This is a genomic window from Rheinheimera sp. 1928-s, assembly GCF_029269265.1.
In the GTDB taxonomy this organism is placed as follows: Bacteria; Pseudomonadota; Gammaproteobacteria; order Enterobacterales; family Alteromonadaceae; genus Pararheinheimera.
Window position 1 is genome coordinate 130,113 of the sequence record NZ_JARIXP010000006.1, and the last position, 19,753, is coordinate 149,865.

Genomic DNA, 19,753 nt, shown 5'->3' on the forward strand with positions numbered 1-19,753 from the left:
CATTATGAAAAAACTCACCCTGATTGCATCTACTATTGCGCTAGTCGTTAGCTGTGGTGCTATTGCGAAGTTAACTCCGGATCAGGTCGCCCGTTTGGGTGCTGATTTAACGCCGCTGGGCGCGGAAAAAGCAGGTAATGCAGATGGCAGTATTCCAGCATGGGAAGGTGGTATTACTGCTGCTCCTGCTGGTTATAAACCTGGTGATCACCACCCGGATCCATTTGCTGGCGATAAAGTACTGTTCACTATTGATAAATCAAATCTGGCTCAATACAAAAACATGTTAAGTCCAGGTCAGATCAAACTGTTTGAAGCCTACCCAGACAGTTACAAAATGAATGTATATCAAAGCCGCCGTACTGCGTCTTACCCACAGTATGTTTATGATGCAACAAAGAAAATTGCAGCAAACGCAGAACTGGTTGAAGGTGGTAACGGTATTATTAACGCGGCCATTGGTATTCCTTTCCCAATTCCTGCTAACGGTTTAGAAGCCATCTGGAACCATATTTTACGTTTCCGTGGTGTAGCAGCCAGCCGTAACGGTGGCCAGGTTGCACCTACTGCTTCAGGTGACTACGTCACTATCGGCTTTGATGAACAAATTATGTTCAAATACTCAGCGCCGGATGCCACAGTAGATGCTTTGCAGAAAGAAAATATCCTGTTCCGTTTCAAGCAAGCTGTAACCACTCCAGCTCGTCTGGCCGGTACTGCATTGTTGGTTCATGAGACTATGGACCAGGTCAAAACTCCTCGTCAGGCCTGGACTTACAACACAGGACAACGTCGGGTACGTCGTGCGCCAAACGTGGCTTATGATGCACCAGGTACAGCCTCTGATGGTTTGCGTACCACAGATGACTTCGATATGTTCAACGGTTCACCAAACCGTTACGACTGGAAGTTAGTGGGTAAACAAGAGCTGTTTATCCCTTACAACAGTTACAAACTGCACAGCAAAGACGTGAAATATAAGGATCTGGTAAAGCCAGGCCACATCAATCCGGAATACGTGCGCTGGGAAAAACACCGTGTTTGGGTAGTTGAAGCGAATCTGAAAAGCGGTACCAGCCATGTCTACGGTAAACGTGTATTCTTTATCGACGAAGACAGCTGGCAAGTACACGTAGCTGACTTGTATGACAACAGAGGCGAGTTATACCGTGTTGCCGTGGCTCATGGTCTGAACTACTACGAAGTACCAACCCACTGGAGTACGCTGGAAGTTTTCCACGATCTGAATACCCGTCGTTATATAGCGATTGGTTTAGACAACGAAGACAAGATGTATGATTTCTCTGTGCCGTTAACAGACAATGACTTTACTCCAGCGGCTCTGCGCCGTGAAGGTACCCGTTAATCTGTAAGCAGTAGTTAAACGGTTGGCTTGATGCCAACCGTTTTTGTTTTTAAATTGATGCTGAGTGAAAACTCTAATGATGGTTAAACTTTTATCCTCTGTTGCGGCTTTGCTGCTGACAACCCAAATTCACGCTGAGTCTGCAGTGTCGCCAACGCCATCTTATATGATGCCTTTGGCAGAAAAATCTGTGCTGACCGATTTAATCCGCGTTAACGATCAGCTGTATGTTGCGGTAGGCGATCGTGGTCATCTGCTGCTCAGTAAAGACAGCACCCACTGGACACAAATTCAAACCCCCGTACAAAGCCTGTTTACCTCAGTGTATTTTTCTGATGACAAACACGGCTGGGCAGTGGGGCATGATGCGACTATTATTGCTACCCAAGATGGTGGTCAAAGCTGGCAGTTGCAGCAATTTAAGCCAGAAACAGACAAACCTCTGTTTGATATTTTATTTGCTGATGCCAGCAATGGCATAGCTCTCGGTGCTTATGGCATGTTTTACCGCACCACAGACGGCGGTAGAACCTGGTCGGATGAATTTCATCTGGAGTTGGTGGGCGCTGAAGATCAGGAGTATTTAAAAGAGCTGCAGGAAACAGACCCTGATGCTTATTCGGATGAACGTGCATCAGTATTGCCACATTTTAATCGCATTTATCAGCACAATAATGTGTTGTATTTGATTGGCGAAGCAGGCTTTTTTGCCACCAGTTCAGATTTTGGCAAAAGCTGGACCCGTCATCCGGAGTTTTATAATGGTTCTTTGTTTGGCTTAGCTATGACCGCAAAAAACACCCTGATAGCGGCTGGTTTACGTGGCCATGTGTTCAGAAGTACTGACTTGGGCCAAAGCTGGCAGGAAGTGCAACATAACCAAACCGCCACATTAAACAGTGTGCTGACTGATGCCGCCGACCATGTTTATTTGACGGGTAATGCCGGTACTTTGTTGGTCAGTCGCGACGATGGTGTCAGTTTTGAGCCTTTAAAGACAGAAGACAGTAAAGCCATTTTAAATGCCGTTGCAGTCAAGGAACAGCTGGTGTTAGTGACCGAAGCTGGAATTAGAACCTTAGCACTTAAGAAGCCGGAATAACATGAGTCTGAATCGAATTGTAACCAGTTGCGAGACGGTATTGTTCCGCCATCGTATGGCTGTCATCGTACTTTTTGTACTCGCCACTTTGTTTTTATTATTTAAAGCCACACAAATTAAACTGGATGCGGCTTTTACCAAAAATATCCCGCTGCAACACGAATATATGCAGACTTATATGCAACACGCCAAAGATTTTGGCGGTGCAAATAATATTCTGGTGTCAGTCTGTGATGCCAAAGGCGATATTTTTAATCCGGATTTTTTTGCATCCTTTAAAAAAATCCATGATCAAATTTATTACCTGCCAGGAGTAGACCGTAGTCTGGTCAAATCTCTGTACAGCCCCAGCACACGTTTTGTTGAAGTCGTTGAAGATGGCTTTGCCGGTGGCCCTGTTATTCCTGCGGAATTTGCGCCTACAGCAGAAGGTTTGGCAGTGGTCAAATCCAATGTCGAAAAAGCAGGTATTGTCGGTCGTATGGTGGCGGACGATTTCAGTTGCGCTATGGTGACAGCACAACTGTTAGAAGTAGACCCTGATACCCAACAAAAACTCGATACCATTAAATTTGCGGCAGAGCTTGAGCAGCAAGTGCGTGCTCAGTACCAGAATGAAAACCTGAGTGTGCATATCATAGGTTTTGCCAAAATGGTGGGGGATGTCGCAGATGGTGCTAAAGGCGTATTGGCCTTTTTCGCCGTTGCCATCGTTATCACCGCCATTATGGTGTATTTGTTCAGCGGCTCAGTGATGTTGACGTTGTTACCTATATCTTGCTCACTGATCGCAGTGATTTGGCAAATGGGTACCCTGACTGTCTTAGGCTTTGGTATTGATCCTATGTCGATACTGGTGCCATTTCTTGTATTTGCGATAGGCGTCAGTCATGGCGTGCAGATGATCAATGCCACAGGTAAAAACGTGGCTTTGGGTATGGATGCAAAAACTGCAGCTCAGGCTAGTTTCCGTAAGCTGTTGATCCCAGGCGGTATCGCACTGCTATCCGACACAGTAGGTTTTTTAACTCTGTTGATTATTGAAATAGGTGTGATTCGTGAGCTGGCCATCACGGCAAGCTTAGGTGTGGGTATCATTATCCTGACCAACCTTATTTTATTGCCTGTACTGATGTCCTATGTGAAATTCAGCGACAAGTACAAGCAGAAAGTGCAGACCCCTCATCCACGTATTGAAAAGTTCTGGTACAGCTTATCGGCTTTTGCGACGCCTAAATATGCGTTGATCATCTTGTTGGCTACAGCTGCGCTCTTTGCTTTAGGCTGGCAGCAAAGTTCTTACCTGAAAATAGGCGATTTGCATCCGGGCGCTCCGGCCTTGCATGAAGATTCAGTCTATAACCAGGATACCTTCCTGATCACAGACCGTTACGCCATTTCTGTGGATTACATTAATGTGATGGTAGAAACACCGGCCAACGGCTGTACTTTTCACGATGTGATGAACAGGGTGGATCAGTTCCAGTGGCAAATGGAAAATGTGCCGGGCGTGCAGTCAGCTGTATCGCTGGCATCCGTATCCAAGACCATCAATGCGGCTTACAACGAAGGCAATGTGAAGTGGAGAATCTTGCCACGTACTACTGAAAGCCTGGTGCAGTCGTCCAGCCGGGTAGAAACCAGCACAGGTTTACTGAACAGTGATTGTTCTGTAATGCCGGTGATCCTGTTCTTAAACGACCATAAAGCCGAAACCATAGAAACTGTGGTCGCTGCTGCGAAAAAAGCAGGCGCCGAACTCAGCACAGATGAGGTGAAGTTTAAGTTAGCTTCAGGCCCTGTTGGTGTCATGGCGGCCACCAATGAAGCGGTAGCTGCAGCTCAGACGCCTATGATGTGGTATGTCTATGGTGCCGTGATAGTGCTGTGTTTAATCAGCTTCCGCTCTGTTAAAGCCACTGTTGCCGTTATAGTGCCGCTTTATGTGGTGTCGGTGCTGGCCACGGCGCTAATGACTAAACTGGAAATAGGTTTAACTGTGTCTACTTTACCCGTTATCGCACTTGGCGTAGGTATAGGTGTCGACTACGGTATTTATATCCTGTCGAACATGACGCAATTGCTGCGTAATGGCACACCACTGCGTCAGGCGTATTTTACTGCGTTAAAAGAGACGGGCAGTGCAGTGTTGTTTACGGGTATTACCTTAGCCATCGGCGTCAGCACCTGGGTATTTTCAGCGCTGAAATTCCAGGTGGATATGGGCATATTGCTGACCTTTATGTTTTTAGTGAACATGCTAGGTGCAATTTTGGTATTACCAGCCCTTGCAGCCTTTTTCTGGCGAAAAAATAACTAGTCAAAAAACTGCATGTTTAAACAAGAAAATGGCCGTAAGGCCATTTTCTATTTACAGCGGATGAATAACTTGTCAAATCAGCTATTTTTATTCTGGTACAACCAGTAACAAAGACATAAATAAAGCTCGAAAAGCCCGTCAATACTCAATAAACTTCGCACCTGACACGCTCTGTATGTAAGTAAACCCGGTATCAACAGGCCGAGGTTTCAAAAAAGGATACAAAAATGGCACTGATAGACGGTCAACCTTCTGTACTACTACAAAATGTAAGTAAGCTTATTCGTTCTAAAGTCAAAGATCAGGTCGAGCTGGTCGAAAAATTTGCCCACACTTTGTATGGCAATATGTCCCATGAAGATTTGTTTGGTCGTAACGACAGCGATCTGTATGGCGCAGCATTGAGCTTATGGCAAAGTTTTAACGGTCATACCGAGGGCAAAGCACTGATCCGGGTATTTAACCCTGAAATTGCAAAACACGGCTGGGAATCCAAACACACTATCGTAGAAATAGTGGTGAAAGACAGCCCGTTTTTAGTGGACTCTGTTCGTATGGCGTTAACACGCCAGTCTATTACCACTCACTTGTTATTGCATTATCCATTACAAACGCTCCGTAACGATAAAAACGACATCACGGACTTTTTTAAATTGGGCACTGTAGAGCAAGCCAGCACAGAACAGACTGTGTTCCATATCGAAATTGATCGAATGACAGACAAAGCTGCCGTTGAGGCTCTTACTTCTGAATTGCAATCTGTGATGGAAGATGTATCTCTCGCTGTGCAGGACTGGAAACCTATCCGTGCAAAACTGCTGCAGGTGATTGCAGATTTGCCAAAACAAGCGTCAGTGAATGCAACTGAACTTGAGCAAGCCGTCGAATTCTTAAACTGGATGGCCAAAGATAACTTCACCTTGCTGGGCTATCGTGAATACCGTATCAAAGCGGTGGAAGGCGATCATAAAATTGAAAGCGTCAACGACAGCGCTTTAGGTTTAATGCGCCGTTCTACCTCACGCGATTTGATGTTGTCTGATTTACCAGAGCAGGCGCGCAAACAAGCTTTAAATGCTTCGTTGCTGATCCTGACCAAAACCAATAATAAATCCCGTGTACACCGTCCTGCCTATATCGATTACGTCGGTATTAAACGTTTTGATGACAAAGGCCAGGTGATTGGCGAAGATCGTTTTATTGGTTTGTATTCATCTTCTTTATACAACAACAGCGCCGCTGACATTCCTTTACTGAAAAACAAGCTGGCGAAAGTGATGGCGAAGTCTGGTTTTGCTCATGGCACTCACGCCTACAAAGCCTTGCTGAATATTCTGGAAACTTATCCACGTGATGAGCTGATCCAGGCAACCACAGATGAGCTTTTAGATGTGTCGACCGGCGTACTGCAAATGCAGGAACGTGACATGACACGTTTATTTGTGCGCAAAGACGCTTTTGGCCGTTTTGTCTCCGCTATGGTGTATGTGCCCCGTGAGCGATACAACACGCAGCTGCGTAAAGTCACGCAACAAATTCTGGCGCAGTCTTTGGGCAGTACTGAAGCCGTAGAATTCACTACGTACTTCTCCGAATCTGTGTTGGCACGTACCCATTATTTCGTTCGGATCAACGATAACAATATCGAGTTTAATGTGAAAGAAATTGAACGCAATTTAGTCGAAGCGGCCCGTACCTGGGAAGACAAACTTGAAGCGGCATTGGTAGGCCATTATGGCGAAGCGCGTGGCCGTGAGTTAGGCCGCAAGTACCTCAATGCGTTCCCATCGTCTTACAAAGACGAAATGTTGCCAAATGATGCCTTGGTCGACATTGAAAAAATTGAGTCGTTAAACGACGAACACCGTCTGGATATGCTGTTTTACCGTCCACAGGAAGAGCGTAACGACAGTAAAGCCGTGCGTCTGAACCTGTTCCACAAAGATCACCCAATCCATTTATCTGATGTATTGCCAATACTGGAAAACTTTGGGTTACGTGTGATAGGTGAAACCCCTTATGCGGTGCGTTGCCCGGATGGCTCAGTCAGCTGGATTTTAAACTTTGCGATGGAAGTCAACGGCGCTATGCCAACAGACTTTGAACAAGCGCAGTTATCTTTCCAGGATTCTTTTGCCAAAGTGTGGAAAGGCGATCTGGAAGACGATGGTTTTAACCGTCTGATTTTAGGCGCAGGTTTAACAGGCCGTGAAGCCTCGTTATTACGTGCTTATGCTAAATACAAACGTCAGATCGGCGGCACGTTCAGTCAGTCTTACGTAGAAAACGCTTTTGCCCGTTATCCAAAACTGGCGCATTTGTTAGTGCAGCTGTTTAACACCAAGTTTGATCCAGAAAACACTGGTGACGCTGCTGCTATCGACGCTATTGAAAAGCAGTTAAATGAGCAACTGGACAGCGTAGTCAACCTGGATGATGACCGTATCATCCGCCGTTTTGTTGCCATGATGTCGGCTACTTTACGTACCAACTACTTCCAGCCAAATGCTCAAGGCCAGCAGAAGAGCTACATCTCCTTTAAGGTGAAGTCGTCTTTAGTGCCGGATATGCCATTGCCGGTGCCAGCTTTTGAGATTTTTGTCTACTCGCCACGCGTTGAAGGTGTGCATTTACGTGGTGGTAAAGTGGCCCGTGGTGGTCTGCGTTGGTCAGACCGTCGTGAAGACTTCCGTACAGAAGTCTTAGGTTTGGTCAAAGCTCAGCAAGTGAAAAATACCGTGATAGTGCCAGTAGGTGCGAAGGGTGGTTTCGTTTGTAAAAAGTTACCAGAAACCGGTGGCCGTGAAGCCTTCTTAAACGAAGGTAAAGAATGTTACCGCACCTTTATCCGTGGTTTACTGGATATCACAGATAACATAGTGCAGGGCCAGATAGTTCCGCCTAAATCTGTCGTACGTTTAGATGAAGATGACCCGTATTTAGTAGTAGCAGCCGATAAAGGCACCGCCACTTTCTCTGATATTGCCAACGCGATTTCTGCTGAATATAACCACTGGTTAGGTGACGCTTTTGCCTCAGGCGGCTCAAACGGTTATGACCACAAAGGTATGGGTATTACAGCCCGCGGTGGTTGGGAGTCGGTGAAACGTCACTTCCGTGAAGTAGGTATTGACTGCCAGACCACAGATTTCACTTGTGTCGGTATAGGTGATATGGCTGGTGACGTATTTGGTAACGGCATGCTGTTATCAAAACATATCCGTCTGCAGGTTGCATTTAACCATATGCACATTTTTGTTGACCCGAATCCAGATGCAGCAAAAACCTTTGTTGAACGTGAGCGTATGTTCAATCTGCCAACTTCTACCTGGGATGACTTTGATAAGTCATTGATCTCCGAAGGTGGTGGTTTGTTTATGCGCAGCGCTAAGTCCATCAAGCTGACGCCACAAATTCAGCAGATGTTAGGTACAACAGCAGTTAGCCTGACACCAAACGAATTTATCCGTGCCGCGTTGATGATGGACGTGGATCTGATTTGGAACGGTGGTATAGGTACTTACGTTAAAGCCACTGATGAAACTCATGCTGAAGTCGGTGACCGTGGTTCAGAAGCGGTTCGCGTCAACGGTAAAGAAGTGAAAGCTAAAGTTATAGGTGAGGGTGGTAACTTAGGAACTACTCAACGTGGCCGTATTGAATATGCAAACAACGGTGGCCGCATTAACACTGACTTTATCGATAACGTCGGCGGCGTAGACTGTTCAGATAACGAAGTAAACATCAAAATCCTGTTAAACGCTCTGGTAGCCAGCGGTGATATGACGCTGAAGCAACGTAACGAGTTGTTAGCTGCTATGACCACTGATGTGGCTGATATCGTTATTAACGACTGTTACCGTCAAACCCAGAGTATTTCTGTCTCTTCAGTGCTGGGCGCTGAGCAGATGAAGGAATACACCCGCTTTATCCATGCGTTGGAAAAAGACGGCAAGTTAAACCGTGAACTGGAGTTTTTACCTTCAGACGACGCCTTGGCTGAACGTACCGCCAAAGGCCAGGGTTTAACCCGTCCTGAGCTGGCCATTCTGACCGCTTACGGCAAAATGGTAATGAAAGAGTGGTTGGTACTGCCGGAAATTTATGAAAACAGTTACTTCAAACGTCATCTGTTTACTGCATTCCCGAAAGTGCTGCAGCAAAGTTATGCCAAAGAGATGGAAACTCACCCGTTAAAGGCTGAGATCATCGCTACTAAACTGGCTAACCTGATGGTCAACGATATGGGCGCTAACTTCGCCCAGCGTATGATGGAAGAAACAGGTTCTTCTGTTGCTGAAGTGGCCGTTTGTTACACCATAGCCCGCGATTTGTTTGACGTGGAAGCCGTATGGAACAAGTTGGAAGAGTTAGATAACGTCATTCCTGCAGCACTGCAGATTAAGTTATTCCACCAGTTGCGCCGTACTATGCGCCGCACTACACGTTGGTTCTTACGTCATCGTAATAAAGCGCTGGATATTCAGCAGACGATAGATTTCTTCAAACCTGCTTTTGTTGAAATCAGCAATAACCTGCAAAAAGTACTGGCACCGGCCGAAGCTGAACAACTGGCAGCTAACGAGCAAGCCTTTATTGAACAAGGTGTGCCTGCTGACGTAGCCCGTTATTTAGCTCAACTGAGTACTTGTTTCTCTGTGATGGATATTGCCCAGGTGGCAGACGCTGAGAAAAATTCTCTGCTGTTAAGCGCGGAAATTTACTTCAAGCTGGGCGATCGTTTGGATCTGCACTGGTTCCTGGAGCAAATTACTCAGCAACCTGTGGCGAACCATTGGCAGGCTCTGGCCCGGGCTTCGTACCGCGAAGAGTTGGACTGGCAACAACGTGCTTTATCTGCAGTCGTCATACGCGGTTGTGCAGGGGCTTGTGATGCAGAAGCAGTGATCGGCAGTTGGATCACTGAACATGAACCTGTGCTGGCGCGCTGGCGTTTAATGCTGGCGGAGTTCAAAACCACGAAGAGCCATGAGTTTGCTAAATTCTCAGTGGCACTGCGTGAACTGATGTTACTCAGCCACCACTGTGACCCTGTGAAATAATTCAGGTTCCAGCTAGAATACACCGGCTCTTTTTAGAGCCGGTGCTTTTTAAAGCACACTAAGATTTTACTTTTCCCCTTTACTGACAAAAGCAGGTTGTTATGTTCTATTCACTGGCACGTTCTTTAATGTTTTGTACAGATGCTGAGTTTTCACATCACCTGGCCCTTGGCAGTTTAAAGCACTTAAAAAACACCCCGGCAGCTTTGCTGTGGCGTCAGGATTTGCCGAAAAAACCTGTGACAGTAGCTGGTATTCATTTTGATAACCCTGTGGGTTTAGCTGCGGGTTTGGATAAAAATGCCGATTGCATCGACGCTTTTGGTCAGATGGGTTTTGGTTTTATTGAAGTGGGCACGGTCACACCACGGCCTCAGGTGGGGAATGACAAACCACGTTTATTCCGTTTACCTGAAGCCAACGCCATTATTAACCGCATGGGCTTTAATAACAAAGGTGTGGATTATCTGGTTGAGAATGTAAAGAAATCGAGCTACAAAGGTGTACTTGGCATTAATATAGGCAAAAACAAAGACACACCCAACGAGCAGGGCAAAGACGACTACATAGCTTGTATGCGTAAGGTTTATGCTCACGCCAGCTATATTACAGTCAATATTTCTTCACCTAATACGCCGGGTTTACGGGATCTGCAATTTGGTGATGCGTTATTTGATTTGTTGCAGGCGGTGAAAAACGAGCAGTTGGATCTACAAGCGCAGCAAGATAAATACGTGCCGGTTTTTGTAAAAATAGCACCTGATATGGATGAAGTCGCAGTGCAGCAAGTGGCAGAAACTTTGCTTCGCAGCAAAATGGACGGGGTGATTGCCACCAACACCACCTTGGATAAAAGTGCAGTGCAACACCTGAAATATGGCAATGAAATGGGCGGTTTAAGTGGTTTGCCAGTGCAACAAAAGAGCACAGAGATTATCCGTCAGTTCCGCGCAGCCTTAGGCCCACAGATGCCGATTATTGGCGTAGGTGGCATAGATTCAGCCAAAGCGGCACAGGAAAAAATGGACGCAGGTGCCAACCTGGTTCAGGTGTATTCTAATTTTATTTATAAAGGCCCAAGCTTGATCAAAGAGATCGTGGAGAGCCTGAAATAAGGCATATGCCGATCAATTTTGGATCCCTGAATCTTAGTCCAAAATAATCTTTAACAGCGTATAAAAACAGGTGTAGAAAGGCAACATCTTGAATTCACAAGGATTGAGTATGTTGTCTTTATGCCCTGACTGGTGCTGGCAGTATTGCGATGAGCAAGACCGTTTGCTGTTGCAGTTATCAAACAGCCACCATATTCAAACGGCCTTTAGCGCCAAAGAGCTGAACGTTAAACCAGAACAGCAAAGCTTGAGTATGGAACAAGCCCAGCTATTAATGGATTTTGCGGAAGCTTTGGAAGGTTTATTGCCTGACAGCGACTTGCTGACAGTCGCAGCCCAAGCCGTTGCTGCCTTGAGTTTTGTCAAAGCCCCAGTGCAAAAAAGTCACCTGTTTAACTTTTCCAGCATAGAAAGCCGCACCGACTTAAAAAGTATCGCCAAGCTTGAAGGTTTAAGCCGAGCTAAAGTGGTGCTGGTCGCCAAAGCTGACCCTATGGTGGATTGTCTGCTACTCGAGCCTATGGAGCTGTTAAATGGCAAGCAGTTAGTTGCTGGCCAACTGGTTCGGGTGCAACAAAACCGCCTGATGCCGGTGCAATTCGCTCCGCTTTATGCCCTGACGGCCTGATCTAAAGAAAAGCGCTTAATAATTCAACAACTGCTAAGTGATCAGTCCAGATTGCTCTGGTGATCCGTCTGGCAACAGGTAGAATAGGGAACATTTTCAACCTGGGGTTTAAAAGCTGTGCTAAATCAAACGGATCCTTTCAAGGATATTCGCCCTTATTTTGACCATGAAGTACCACAAGCGATTAGTCGTTTATTGGACGACGCCGATTTTTTGCATGCGATTTTAAATTACCGCCTGGCCAGCTGGCCTAAAACTATCCGATATTTGTTTACGCCTGTGTTGCGCTTGTTACTGGCACGCAAAGCAAAAGGCTTGCGCACTGTTTCTGACGTGCAGCATATGGTGGCTGACTTTTTACAACAAAGCCTGCAGAAAAGCTCGGCCGGTGTCAGTGTCAGCGGCCTTGAACATTTGGATCCAAAAAAATCTTATTTATTTATCTCGAACCATAGAGATATCGCTATGGATCCGGCGTTGCTGAACTGGTGCTTGCATCAAAAGGGCATGGACACAGTACGTATTGCCATTGGCGATAACTTGCTGAAAATGCCATGTGCGACCGAGCTGATGAAACTGAATAAAAGCTTTATTGTAAAGCGCTCTATTAAAGCACCACGCGAAATGCTTAAAGCCCTGAGTCATTTGTCGGCTTATATCAAAGATTCTCTTGAGACCGGCCACTCCATCTGGATAGCGCAAAAAGAAGGCCGGGCTAAAGATGGTTTGGATCAAACCGATGAAGCCATCTTAAAAATGTTTAATATTGAAGGTAAAAAACGCGGTATGGATTTTGCGACTTATATGCAGTCGTTAAATATTGTGCCTGTGTGTTTATCTTATGAATTTGACCCTTTAGATCAGGCAAAAGCCAACGAGCTTTATCAACTGGCCAGCACGGGCGACTATAAAAAATCTGAAATGGAAGATATTCAAAGCATAGTGCAGGGCATAGTGGGTCAAAAAGGCCGGGTGCATGTGCATTTTGGCGAGGCCATTCAGGCTATCTTTCAGGACCCTGCCGCTTTAGCTGCGGAGATTGACCGTCAAATTTGGGCCGGTTATAGGCTATATCCGGTGAATTATTTAGCAGCACAAATGGATGTGGAACTAGACCCTGGTGAAGACAGTCTGTGGTATCAAACCAAAATGGCTTCTTTGCCTGAAGAGTTAAGGCCCTATGTGCAGCAAATGTATGCAGCACCGGCACTGAAACAACAGCAGACCTTACAGCAGCAAGAGCAGTTGGCTGCACAACACAAGGAGCTGGAAGATGGCGCGACATATCAGTTATAAATTCAAAGGCGAGTGGAAAAAGATCCCCTTCAGCTACGACAAATACGCCGATAGCTATGAGGCCGTAGCAGCAGCCGAAGGCATAGACCTCACTGCGTTTCGTAAAATGGAGCAGCAAGTCGCCATGACCGCCAAGGGCACAGGTGCGCTCAAGGACTATCGCAAAAACGCCTTTGTTAAAATGGGCTTTAGCGAAATTCTGCTGCTGCGGGATGATCAGGAGCCTTTTAATCTCTGAGTATTTGCCTGTTCATAGCGTTTCTTGCAGGGCGGCTTTTATCACGTAGCATGTCATGGTTGTTATTACCAGACTAAGCCATCATGCTGTCTGATAATTAGCCTCCAGATATCAACAGCCTCTTCTCATCCACCCAAGGGATAAGCACTAACATGGATAGTTCTGTTTCTGATAAAAATCGCCTTAACGGCTTGGACACGCTGCGTGTCATCGCTATTATCATAGTGCTGATTTATCACTATAAGGTCGTTGTCAGCCCTGAAAATCTGTTTGGTTTTATTAGTTCAGTGGGCTGGACAGGGGTTGATCTGTTTTTTGTATTGAGTGGCTATTTGATTGGTAACCAGATCCTGTCGGCCTTTTCCAAAGGGCAGGATTTTTCACTCAAACTTTTTTACATTCGCCGTTTTCTGCGCACTCTGCCTAATTATTATTTTGTGCTGGCGCTTTATTTCATTTTTCCTGTGGCGCTCGGCGGCACTGCGACTGCATCGCTCTGGTCATTTTTAACTTTTACTCAAAATCTGGGATTAGGGCCGGGAGAAACTTTTACTCATTCCTGGTCGCTCTGTATTGAAGAACAGTTTTATTTAATTTTTCCAATTATTGCATTAGCCATCGCCTATAGCCGACGTTCTATTGGCCTCGCCTGGGCAGTTCTTATTGGTGCTATGTTGCTGGCTATGTTTCTGCGTGGATTTAACTGGTATGCACATGGCGAAGAGAACATCTCCGGTCGATCTTTTATGGAGCATATTTATTACTCAAGCTTTACCCGCTTTGATGAATTACTGCCCGGTGTGGCCATTGCTTTATTGAAAAACTTTCATCCCACTGTGTATGCAGCACTATTGCGCAAAGGTAATCTACTATTGTTCGCTGGACTGGCGAGTGTGGCAGTGATGTTTTATGTATTTCAGAACTATGAGTACATCAGAGGCTTCGGTCGCACATTCCAGGTGGTGACCTTTGGTTATTCATTGTTGGCAATCAGCTTTGCTATTCTTGTACTCGCAGCTCTGAGCCCGCACTCCTGGCTGAACCGCATACGAATTCCCGGCGCCACATACATTGCACTTTGGTCCTATGCAATTTATTTGATCCACAAACCCTTATTTCAAGTTCTAAAAGCTCCACTGACAGAATATGGCATTGATGTTAATGGTAGTTTGGGTGTGACCATTATTATGGCTGTGAGTATTTTTTGTGGCTGGGCGCTCTACTTTTTTGTAGAAACCCCCTTTATGAAAGTGCGGGAGCGGTTTTATCCGTCCAATAGCCGAAGCTCTTCCTTTACTCATCAACAGAGGGCTTAATCCTCTCAAGCAGATTTTTTCCTGCTGTAGATCTGCCTGATGTAGATGTTGTTATGCCGATTCGCGGCGATTACAACACTACATTAGTGTCGAATGCCACATAGACTTGTGTCGAATTCCAGATAGATTGATGGCCGGTGCAAATTAATCACATTTCTTACCGCAGCGAACAATCTTAGTGCCTGCAGCTAACCCCTGGGCTTTAAACCAGCCTTGTGGCATTTCTAAGGCGCCTATGGCTGGGCCCTTGGATTTTTTACCTTTTTCATCATAAGGGTACAAGAACTGTATTGGTTCTATGGTCCAGTCTGCTTTGATATAGGCGATATCCAAAGGCACTTTGGTATTACGCATCCAGAAGGATAAAATTCGTTCTTCTTCGTATATAAACAACATGCCGTTTTCTACTTTGTCGCGATACATCAGGCCGCGGGCGCGTTGCTCTGTGGTTAAGGCCAGTTCTACTTCTAATTCAAGATGACCTACTTTGATCCATTCTTTTTCAAATTGGATTTCCTCAACAGCGGCTACAGAAAAACTTAAAGCAAAAACAGCTGATAACAGATAGTTCATGATCAAAAACCTTGCAGAATGAAGCCGAAAGACTAACGGAAATTACAAGGAAAAAAAAGGGCGACCTTAAGGCCGCCCTGATCAAGGGGTACTAAATAGATTAAACTGCAGCTAACACTTGCTTAGGTTCAACAAATGGCAGGTTTAATGCGTCTGCTACGTGTTTGTTCACCACGTGGCCATTAATTACGTTTAAGCCGTTTAACAGGTGCGCATCGTCCAGCAGTGCCTGTTTGTAGCCTTTGTTGGCTAAACGGATGATAAACGGCAGAGTGGCATTGTTCAGTGCAAAAGTAGAAGTCAGTGGCACTGCGCCTGGCATGTTGGCCACACAGTAGTGCACTACGTCATCCACAATGTAGGTTGGATCAGCGTGCGTAGTGGCTTTAGAAGTCTCTACACAACCGCCCTGGTCGATAGCCACGTCAACAATGGCTGAACCTGGCTTCATACGTTTGATATGATCTGCAGTCACCAGTTTAGGAGCAGCAGCACCAGGAATTAACACACCACCAATGACTAAGTCAGCAGATAACACATGTTTTTCCAACGCATCTACAGTGGAGTACACAGTTTTGACTGCGCCGTTGAACTGGGCATCGATACGACGTAATACGTCTACGCTGCGGTCCAGTACGACCACGTCAGCACCCATACCCACAGCCATCTGAGCTGCGTTGGTACCCACCATACCACCACCGATAATGACTACTTTGGCAGGTTCAACACCTGGTACGCCGCCTAATAACATACCGCGACCGGCACATGACTTCTCTAAAGCACGGGCACCCGCCTGAATAGACATACGGCCAGCAACTTCAGACATAGGAGCTAATAAAGGCAAGCCACCACGGTTGTCTGTGACTGTTTCGTAGGCGATACAAATAGCTTTTGATTTGATCAGGTCTTCAGTTTGTGGCAAATCCGGAGCTAAGTGCAGGTAAGTGAACAGGATTTGGCCTTCACGCAGCATAGCGCGCTCCACTGCCTGAGGCTCTTTTACTTTCACAATCATGTCTGCTTTAGCAAAAACTTCAGCAGCAGTCGTTAATACTGTGGCACCAGCAGCCTGATAAGCGTCGTCACCAAAACCAATGCCGCTCCCTGCATTGTGTTCAACAAAAACAGTGTGGCCAAGAGCCGTCAGCTCACGCACGCTGGCAGGGGTCATACCGACGCGGTATTCGTGGTTTTTAATCTCTTTAGGTACGCCAATAATCATGATATTCCGCCTGTGTAGGGTTGAGTAAAATTTTTGCCTAGTATAGTTACTGATTTGTAGTTTTACCTGTTGTTTTTTTTATAAAGTGCAGTTATAAATCCTGTTATAAATTCAAAAGTGAAATTTTTATCTGCTATGTACGAAACCAGTAAAAGTGTGAAAAAACTAGACCGCATTGACCGTAAAATTCTGACTGAATTACAACATGATGGTCGTATTGCCAATGTGGAATTGGCCAAAAGGGTAGGGTTGAGTGCGACTCCTTGTCTGGAGCGGGTGCGTAAATTAGAAGCTGAGGGTTATATTCTGGGCTATACAGCGCAGGTTGACCCGAATAAAGTAGGTTCCGCGTTACTGGTTTTTGTTGAAATCACCTTAAGTAAAACCTCGCCTGAAGACTTTGACGAGTTCAGCAAAGCCGTACAGAAGCTACATGAAATACAGGAGTGCCATTTAGTGTCCGGCAGTTTCGACTTTTTATTAAAAACCCGGGTGGCCAATATGGCGGCTTATCGCGAACTGTTAGGTGAAACCCTATTACGTTTACCCAGCGTACGGGAAAGTCGTACTTATGTAGTGATGGAAGAAGTGAAACAAACTACGTTTGTTGCGGTCAATTGATGCAGGCGCCTTCAATAGGGCTATACGTCAAAGACACAGGGTAACCCTAAAGGCATTAAGGACGAAGGGGTTTTGTACAGCCAGTGTTCAGGCGTTAAAGTTTATATAAGCCTTAGTCGTTGAAGTTGTGGTCAATAAGGCTGTAGCTTCAGGTGATACGGCTATAAAGGGGTGCATCAGAGTTGTCTCTCTGGTATCTTAAGTAGGTAGAATTCTTAGAATAAATGGGACTTGTTGTGTTGAGTGAAGCCAGAAGGTTACGAGCCAAATTATTGTTTTCTTTAAACGGAATGCAGCGTTTATCCGAAGTAGGGTTAATCCTCAGCTTTGGTTTTGCTGCCTTTATGTTATTGGCTTTAATGTCATTCGACCCGGCCGACCCAAGCTGGTCTCAGGCAGGTTATCAAACCGCTGTGCATAATTACGCAGGGCCTAAAGGCGCCTGGATTGCCGATATCTTGTTATTTACCTTTGGCTGGATAGCTTATTTAGTACCGCCACTGGTAGCCTTCGCTGGTTATTTGTTAACTCGCCGCGCTAAAGCAATGATGGAGATGGACTTTCTGATCCTCGGGTTGCGCCTGATAGGTTTAGTCTTAACTATCCTTTGTGCCAGCGCCATCAGCAGCATTAACTTTAATGATATTTTCTATTTTTCATCCGGCGGTGTAGTGGGTGATGTAGTCACTTCTATGCTGATGCCAAACTTTAATTTTATTGGCACCATACTGTTACTGCTCTGTGGTCTATCCACAGGTTTAACTTTGGCTACAGGTATTTCCTGGGTCACAGTGGCAGATGAGCTGGGCGCTTTAACGATACGTTTGCTGGTGGCGTTGTATCAGGCGCCAACCCGTTTAGGCCATTACCTGGCGGAGCGTTCAGCGGCTAAAGCGGCATCGCCTTTATCGTTTCAAACCGAATCAACAGTACCGCAACAGCGTCGTGAACCAGAAATGGACACTGACATGTCCAAACTAACTCACACAGAACCTGCTGTAGCACCAGAAGTCATTCGATTAAGCCCGGTTCGTAATGAAGGTTTTCAGGCTGCTTTTGTCGCACCTGAAGAAGAACAAATTCCATTACCTGAAATTGAAGAAGTGCAAACTCAACCAAGCCGGGCTTATTTCCCTGGAACAGAACGGGTAGAACCTTTGCCTTTTGCGCCTTTGGATGAAAAAACCGAAGCTGTGGCTTTTGTTAGTGTCGATACACTGGCTGACGACGATTTAAGTTTTTCTGCTGTGGACGATGCCTATTACCCAGAGCAATTGCAGCATCTGGAACAAAGTTTTGCCGAAGTAGAACGTCAGGCTGTAACTCAACCAGTGGTGATCGACGAAGCAGAAGAAGAAGATGACACGCCGGATGCTGCTCATTTCAGTCCGGATGATTTACCTTCTTTAGCTTTATTAGACAGACCAGACAAGGCCACCAACCCTATAGATCCTGCTGATTTAGAACGGGTATCCCGTTTAGTGGAAACCAAGCTGCTGGATTTTGGAGTCGATGCCAAAGTGGTGGCTGTATTGCCTGGTCCTGTAGTCACCCGTTTTGAGCTGGATTTAGCACCAGGTGTCAAGGTTAGTAAAATTACCGGCTTATCCAAAGATTTAGCCCGTTCTTTATCTGCTATCAGCGTGCGGGTGGTGGAAGTGATCCCTGGTAAATCTTATATAGGTTTAGAGCTGCCAAACCAGTTCCGCGAAATAGTGCGTTTGTCTGAAGTGATAGGTGACGATATCTTTATTCAGTCAAAATCGCCTTTAACTATGGTGCTAGGTAAAGACATCGCTGGTAAATCCGTAGTGGCCGATTTAGGCCGTATGCCGCACTTGCTGGTGGCTGGTACCACGGGTTCAGGTAAATCGGTGGGCGTGAACGTGATGATTTGTAGTTTGCTGTATAAGTCCACGCCTGAAGATGTGCGCTTTTTAATGATTGACCCCAAGATGTTGGAATTGTCTGTGTATGAGGGCATTCCGCATTTGTTAACTGAAGTCGTTACCGATATGAAAGAAGCGGCCAATGGCCTGCGCTGGTGTGTTGGTGAGATGGAGCGTCGTTATAAGCTGATGTCGGCACTAGGGGTGCGTAACTTAAAAGGCTACAACCAGAAAATTCAGGATGCTATTGCCGCAGGTACACCAATTCGTGACCCGATTTGGAAGCCTAGCGACAATATGATGACGATGCCACCTGAGCTTGAGAAGTTGCCTTCTATCGTTGTCGTTATCGACGAATTCGCTGACATGATGATGATAGTGGGTAAAAAGGTAGAAGAGCTGATTGCCCGTATAGCGCAAAAAGCACGTGCTGCTGGTATCCACCTGATTTTAGCTACTCAGCGTCCATCTGTGGATGTGATCACTGGTTTAATTAAAGCCAATATTCCAACCCGTATGGCGTTTCAGGTGTCGTCAAAAATTGACTCCAGAACCATTTTGGATCAGCAGGGCGCTGAAAGCTTGTTAGGTCAGGGCGATATGTTGTATCTGCCGCCAGGTTCTGGTGTACCCACCCGTGTGCATGGTGCTTTTGTCGATGACCATGAAGTCCATGCTGTGGTGTCGGACTGGAAACGTCGCGGTAAACCGAATTACATTTCAGAAATTTTAAATGGTGAACCATCGGAAGATAGCTTGCTGCCAGGTGAAACTATGGAAAATGATGAAGGTGAGTCTGATCCACTCTTTGATCAGGCTGTGGCTTTTGTTACCGAAAGCCGTAAAGCTTCGGTTTCAGGTGTACAAAGACGCTTCCGTATTGGCTATAATCGCGCCGCGCGTTTAGTGGAACAAATGGAAATGAGCGGTATCGTCAGTGGTGCAGGCCACAACGGGAACCGTGAAGTATTAGCGCCTCCTCCTCCTAAAGTATTTTAACTAAG

General features: G+C 45.9%; 13 protein-coding genes. 11 read left to right on the forward strand and 2 right to left on the reverse strand.

Annotation, left to right across the window (positions count from 1 at the left end; all coding sequences use genetic code 11):
• Window positions 1-4: 4 nt before the first annotated feature.
• From P3C17_RS16325 to P3C17_RS16365, 9 genes are all read left to right on the forward strand, one after another.
• A complete protein-coding gene (locus P3C17_RS16325) occupies window positions 5-1,366 on the forward strand; it encodes a DUF1329 domain-containing protein (RefSeq protein ID WP_300930433.1) in 1,362 nt (453 codons plus the stop codon).
• Between the two features lie 76 nt (window positions 1,367-1,442).
• On the forward strand, window positions 1,443-2,468 hold the full coding sequence (locus P3C17_RS16330) for a YCF48-related protein (RefSeq protein ID WP_300930434.1): 1,026 nt from the start codon (window positions 1,443-1,445) through the stop codon (window positions 2,466-2,468).
• A 1-nt stretch (window position 2,469) separates the two neighbouring features.
• On the forward strand, window positions 2,470-4,788 hold the full coding sequence (locus P3C17_RS16335) for an MMPL family transporter (RefSeq protein ID WP_300930435.1): 2,319 nt from the start codon (window positions 2,470-2,472) through the stop codon (window positions 4,786-4,788).
• A 227-nt stretch (window positions 4,789-5,015) separates the two neighbouring features.
• The gene (locus P3C17_RS16340) at window positions 5,016-9,851 is read left to right on the forward strand and encodes an NAD-glutamate dehydrogenase (protein WP_300930436.1); all 4,836 of its coding nucleotides are present in this window, start codon (window positions 5,016-5,018) and stop codon (window positions 9,849-9,851) included.
• 101 nt (window positions 9,852-9,952) lie between these two features.
• Complete coding sequence (gene pyrD, locus P3C17_RS16345; RefSeq protein WP_300930437.1) at window positions 9,953-10,966, forward strand: quinone-dependent dihydroorotate dehydrogenase; 1,014 nt, start codon at window positions 9,953-9,955, stop codon at window positions 10,964-10,966.
• Window positions 10,967-11,054: 88 nt separating this feature from the next.
• The gene (locus P3C17_RS16350; protein WP_300930438.1) at window positions 11,055-11,594 is read left to right on the forward strand and encodes a cell division protein ZapC domain-containing protein; all 540 of its coding nucleotides are present in this window, start codon (window positions 11,055-11,057) and stop codon (window positions 11,592-11,594) included.
• A 117-nt stretch (window positions 11,595-11,711) separates the two neighbouring features.
• Window positions 11,712-12,890 (forward strand): 1-acyl-sn-glycerol-3-phosphate acyltransferase, encoded by a 1,179-nt coding sequence (locus P3C17_RS16355; protein WP_300930439.1) that lies wholly within the window; start codon window positions 11,712-11,714, stop codon window positions 12,888-12,890.
• Window positions 12,868-13,128 carry a DUF2960 domain-containing protein gene (locus tag P3C17_RS16360; RefSeq protein WP_300930440.1) on the forward strand — a complete coding sequence of 87 codons (261 nt, stop codon included), beginning with the start codon at window positions 12,868-12,870 and terminating at the stop codon, window positions 13,126-13,128. Before P3C17_RS16355 ends, P3C17_RS16360 begins: the two co-directional genes overlap by 23 nt.
• 152 nt (window positions 13,129-13,280) lie before the next feature.
• Window positions 13,281-14,444, forward strand: coding sequence for an acyltransferase (locus P3C17_RS16365; protein ID WP_300930441.1), 1,164 nt, complete (start codon window positions 13,281-13,283; stop codon window positions 14,442-14,444).
• Between the two features lie 144 nt (window positions 14,445-14,588).
• Here the strand turns inward: P3C17_RS16365 and P3C17_RS16370 are convergent, their stop codons facing one another.
• Together P3C17_RS16370 and ald are read right to left on the reverse strand one after the other, a co-directional pair.
• The gene (locus P3C17_RS16370) at window positions 14,589-15,017 is read right to left on the reverse strand and encodes a DUF192 domain-containing protein (RefSeq protein WP_300930442.1); all 429 of its coding nucleotides are present in this window, start codon (window positions 15,015-15,017) and stop codon (window positions 14,589-14,591) included.
• Window positions 15,018-15,117: 100 nt separating this feature from the next.
• Complete coding sequence (gene ald / locus P3C17_RS16375) at window positions 15,118-16,239, reverse strand: alanine dehydrogenase (protein WP_233079927.1); 1,122 nt, start codon at window positions 16,237-16,239, stop codon at window positions 15,118-15,120.
• Window positions 16,240-16,374: 135 nt separating this feature from the next.
• Between ald and lrp the strand changes: the two genes are divergently transcribed.
• A complete protein-coding gene (lrp, locus tag P3C17_RS16380; protein WP_046521198.1) occupies window positions 16,375-16,860 on the forward strand; it encodes a leucine-responsive transcriptional regulator Lrp in 486 nt (161 codons plus the stop codon).
• 224 nt (window positions 16,861-17,084) lie between these two features.
• Window positions 17,085-19,748 (forward strand): DNA translocase FtsK 4TM domain-containing protein, encoded by a 2,664-nt coding sequence (locus tag P3C17_RS16390; protein ID WP_346015673.1) that lies wholly within the window; start codon window positions 17,085-17,087, stop codon window positions 19,746-19,748.
• Window positions 19,749-19,753 lie beyond the last annotated feature (5 nt).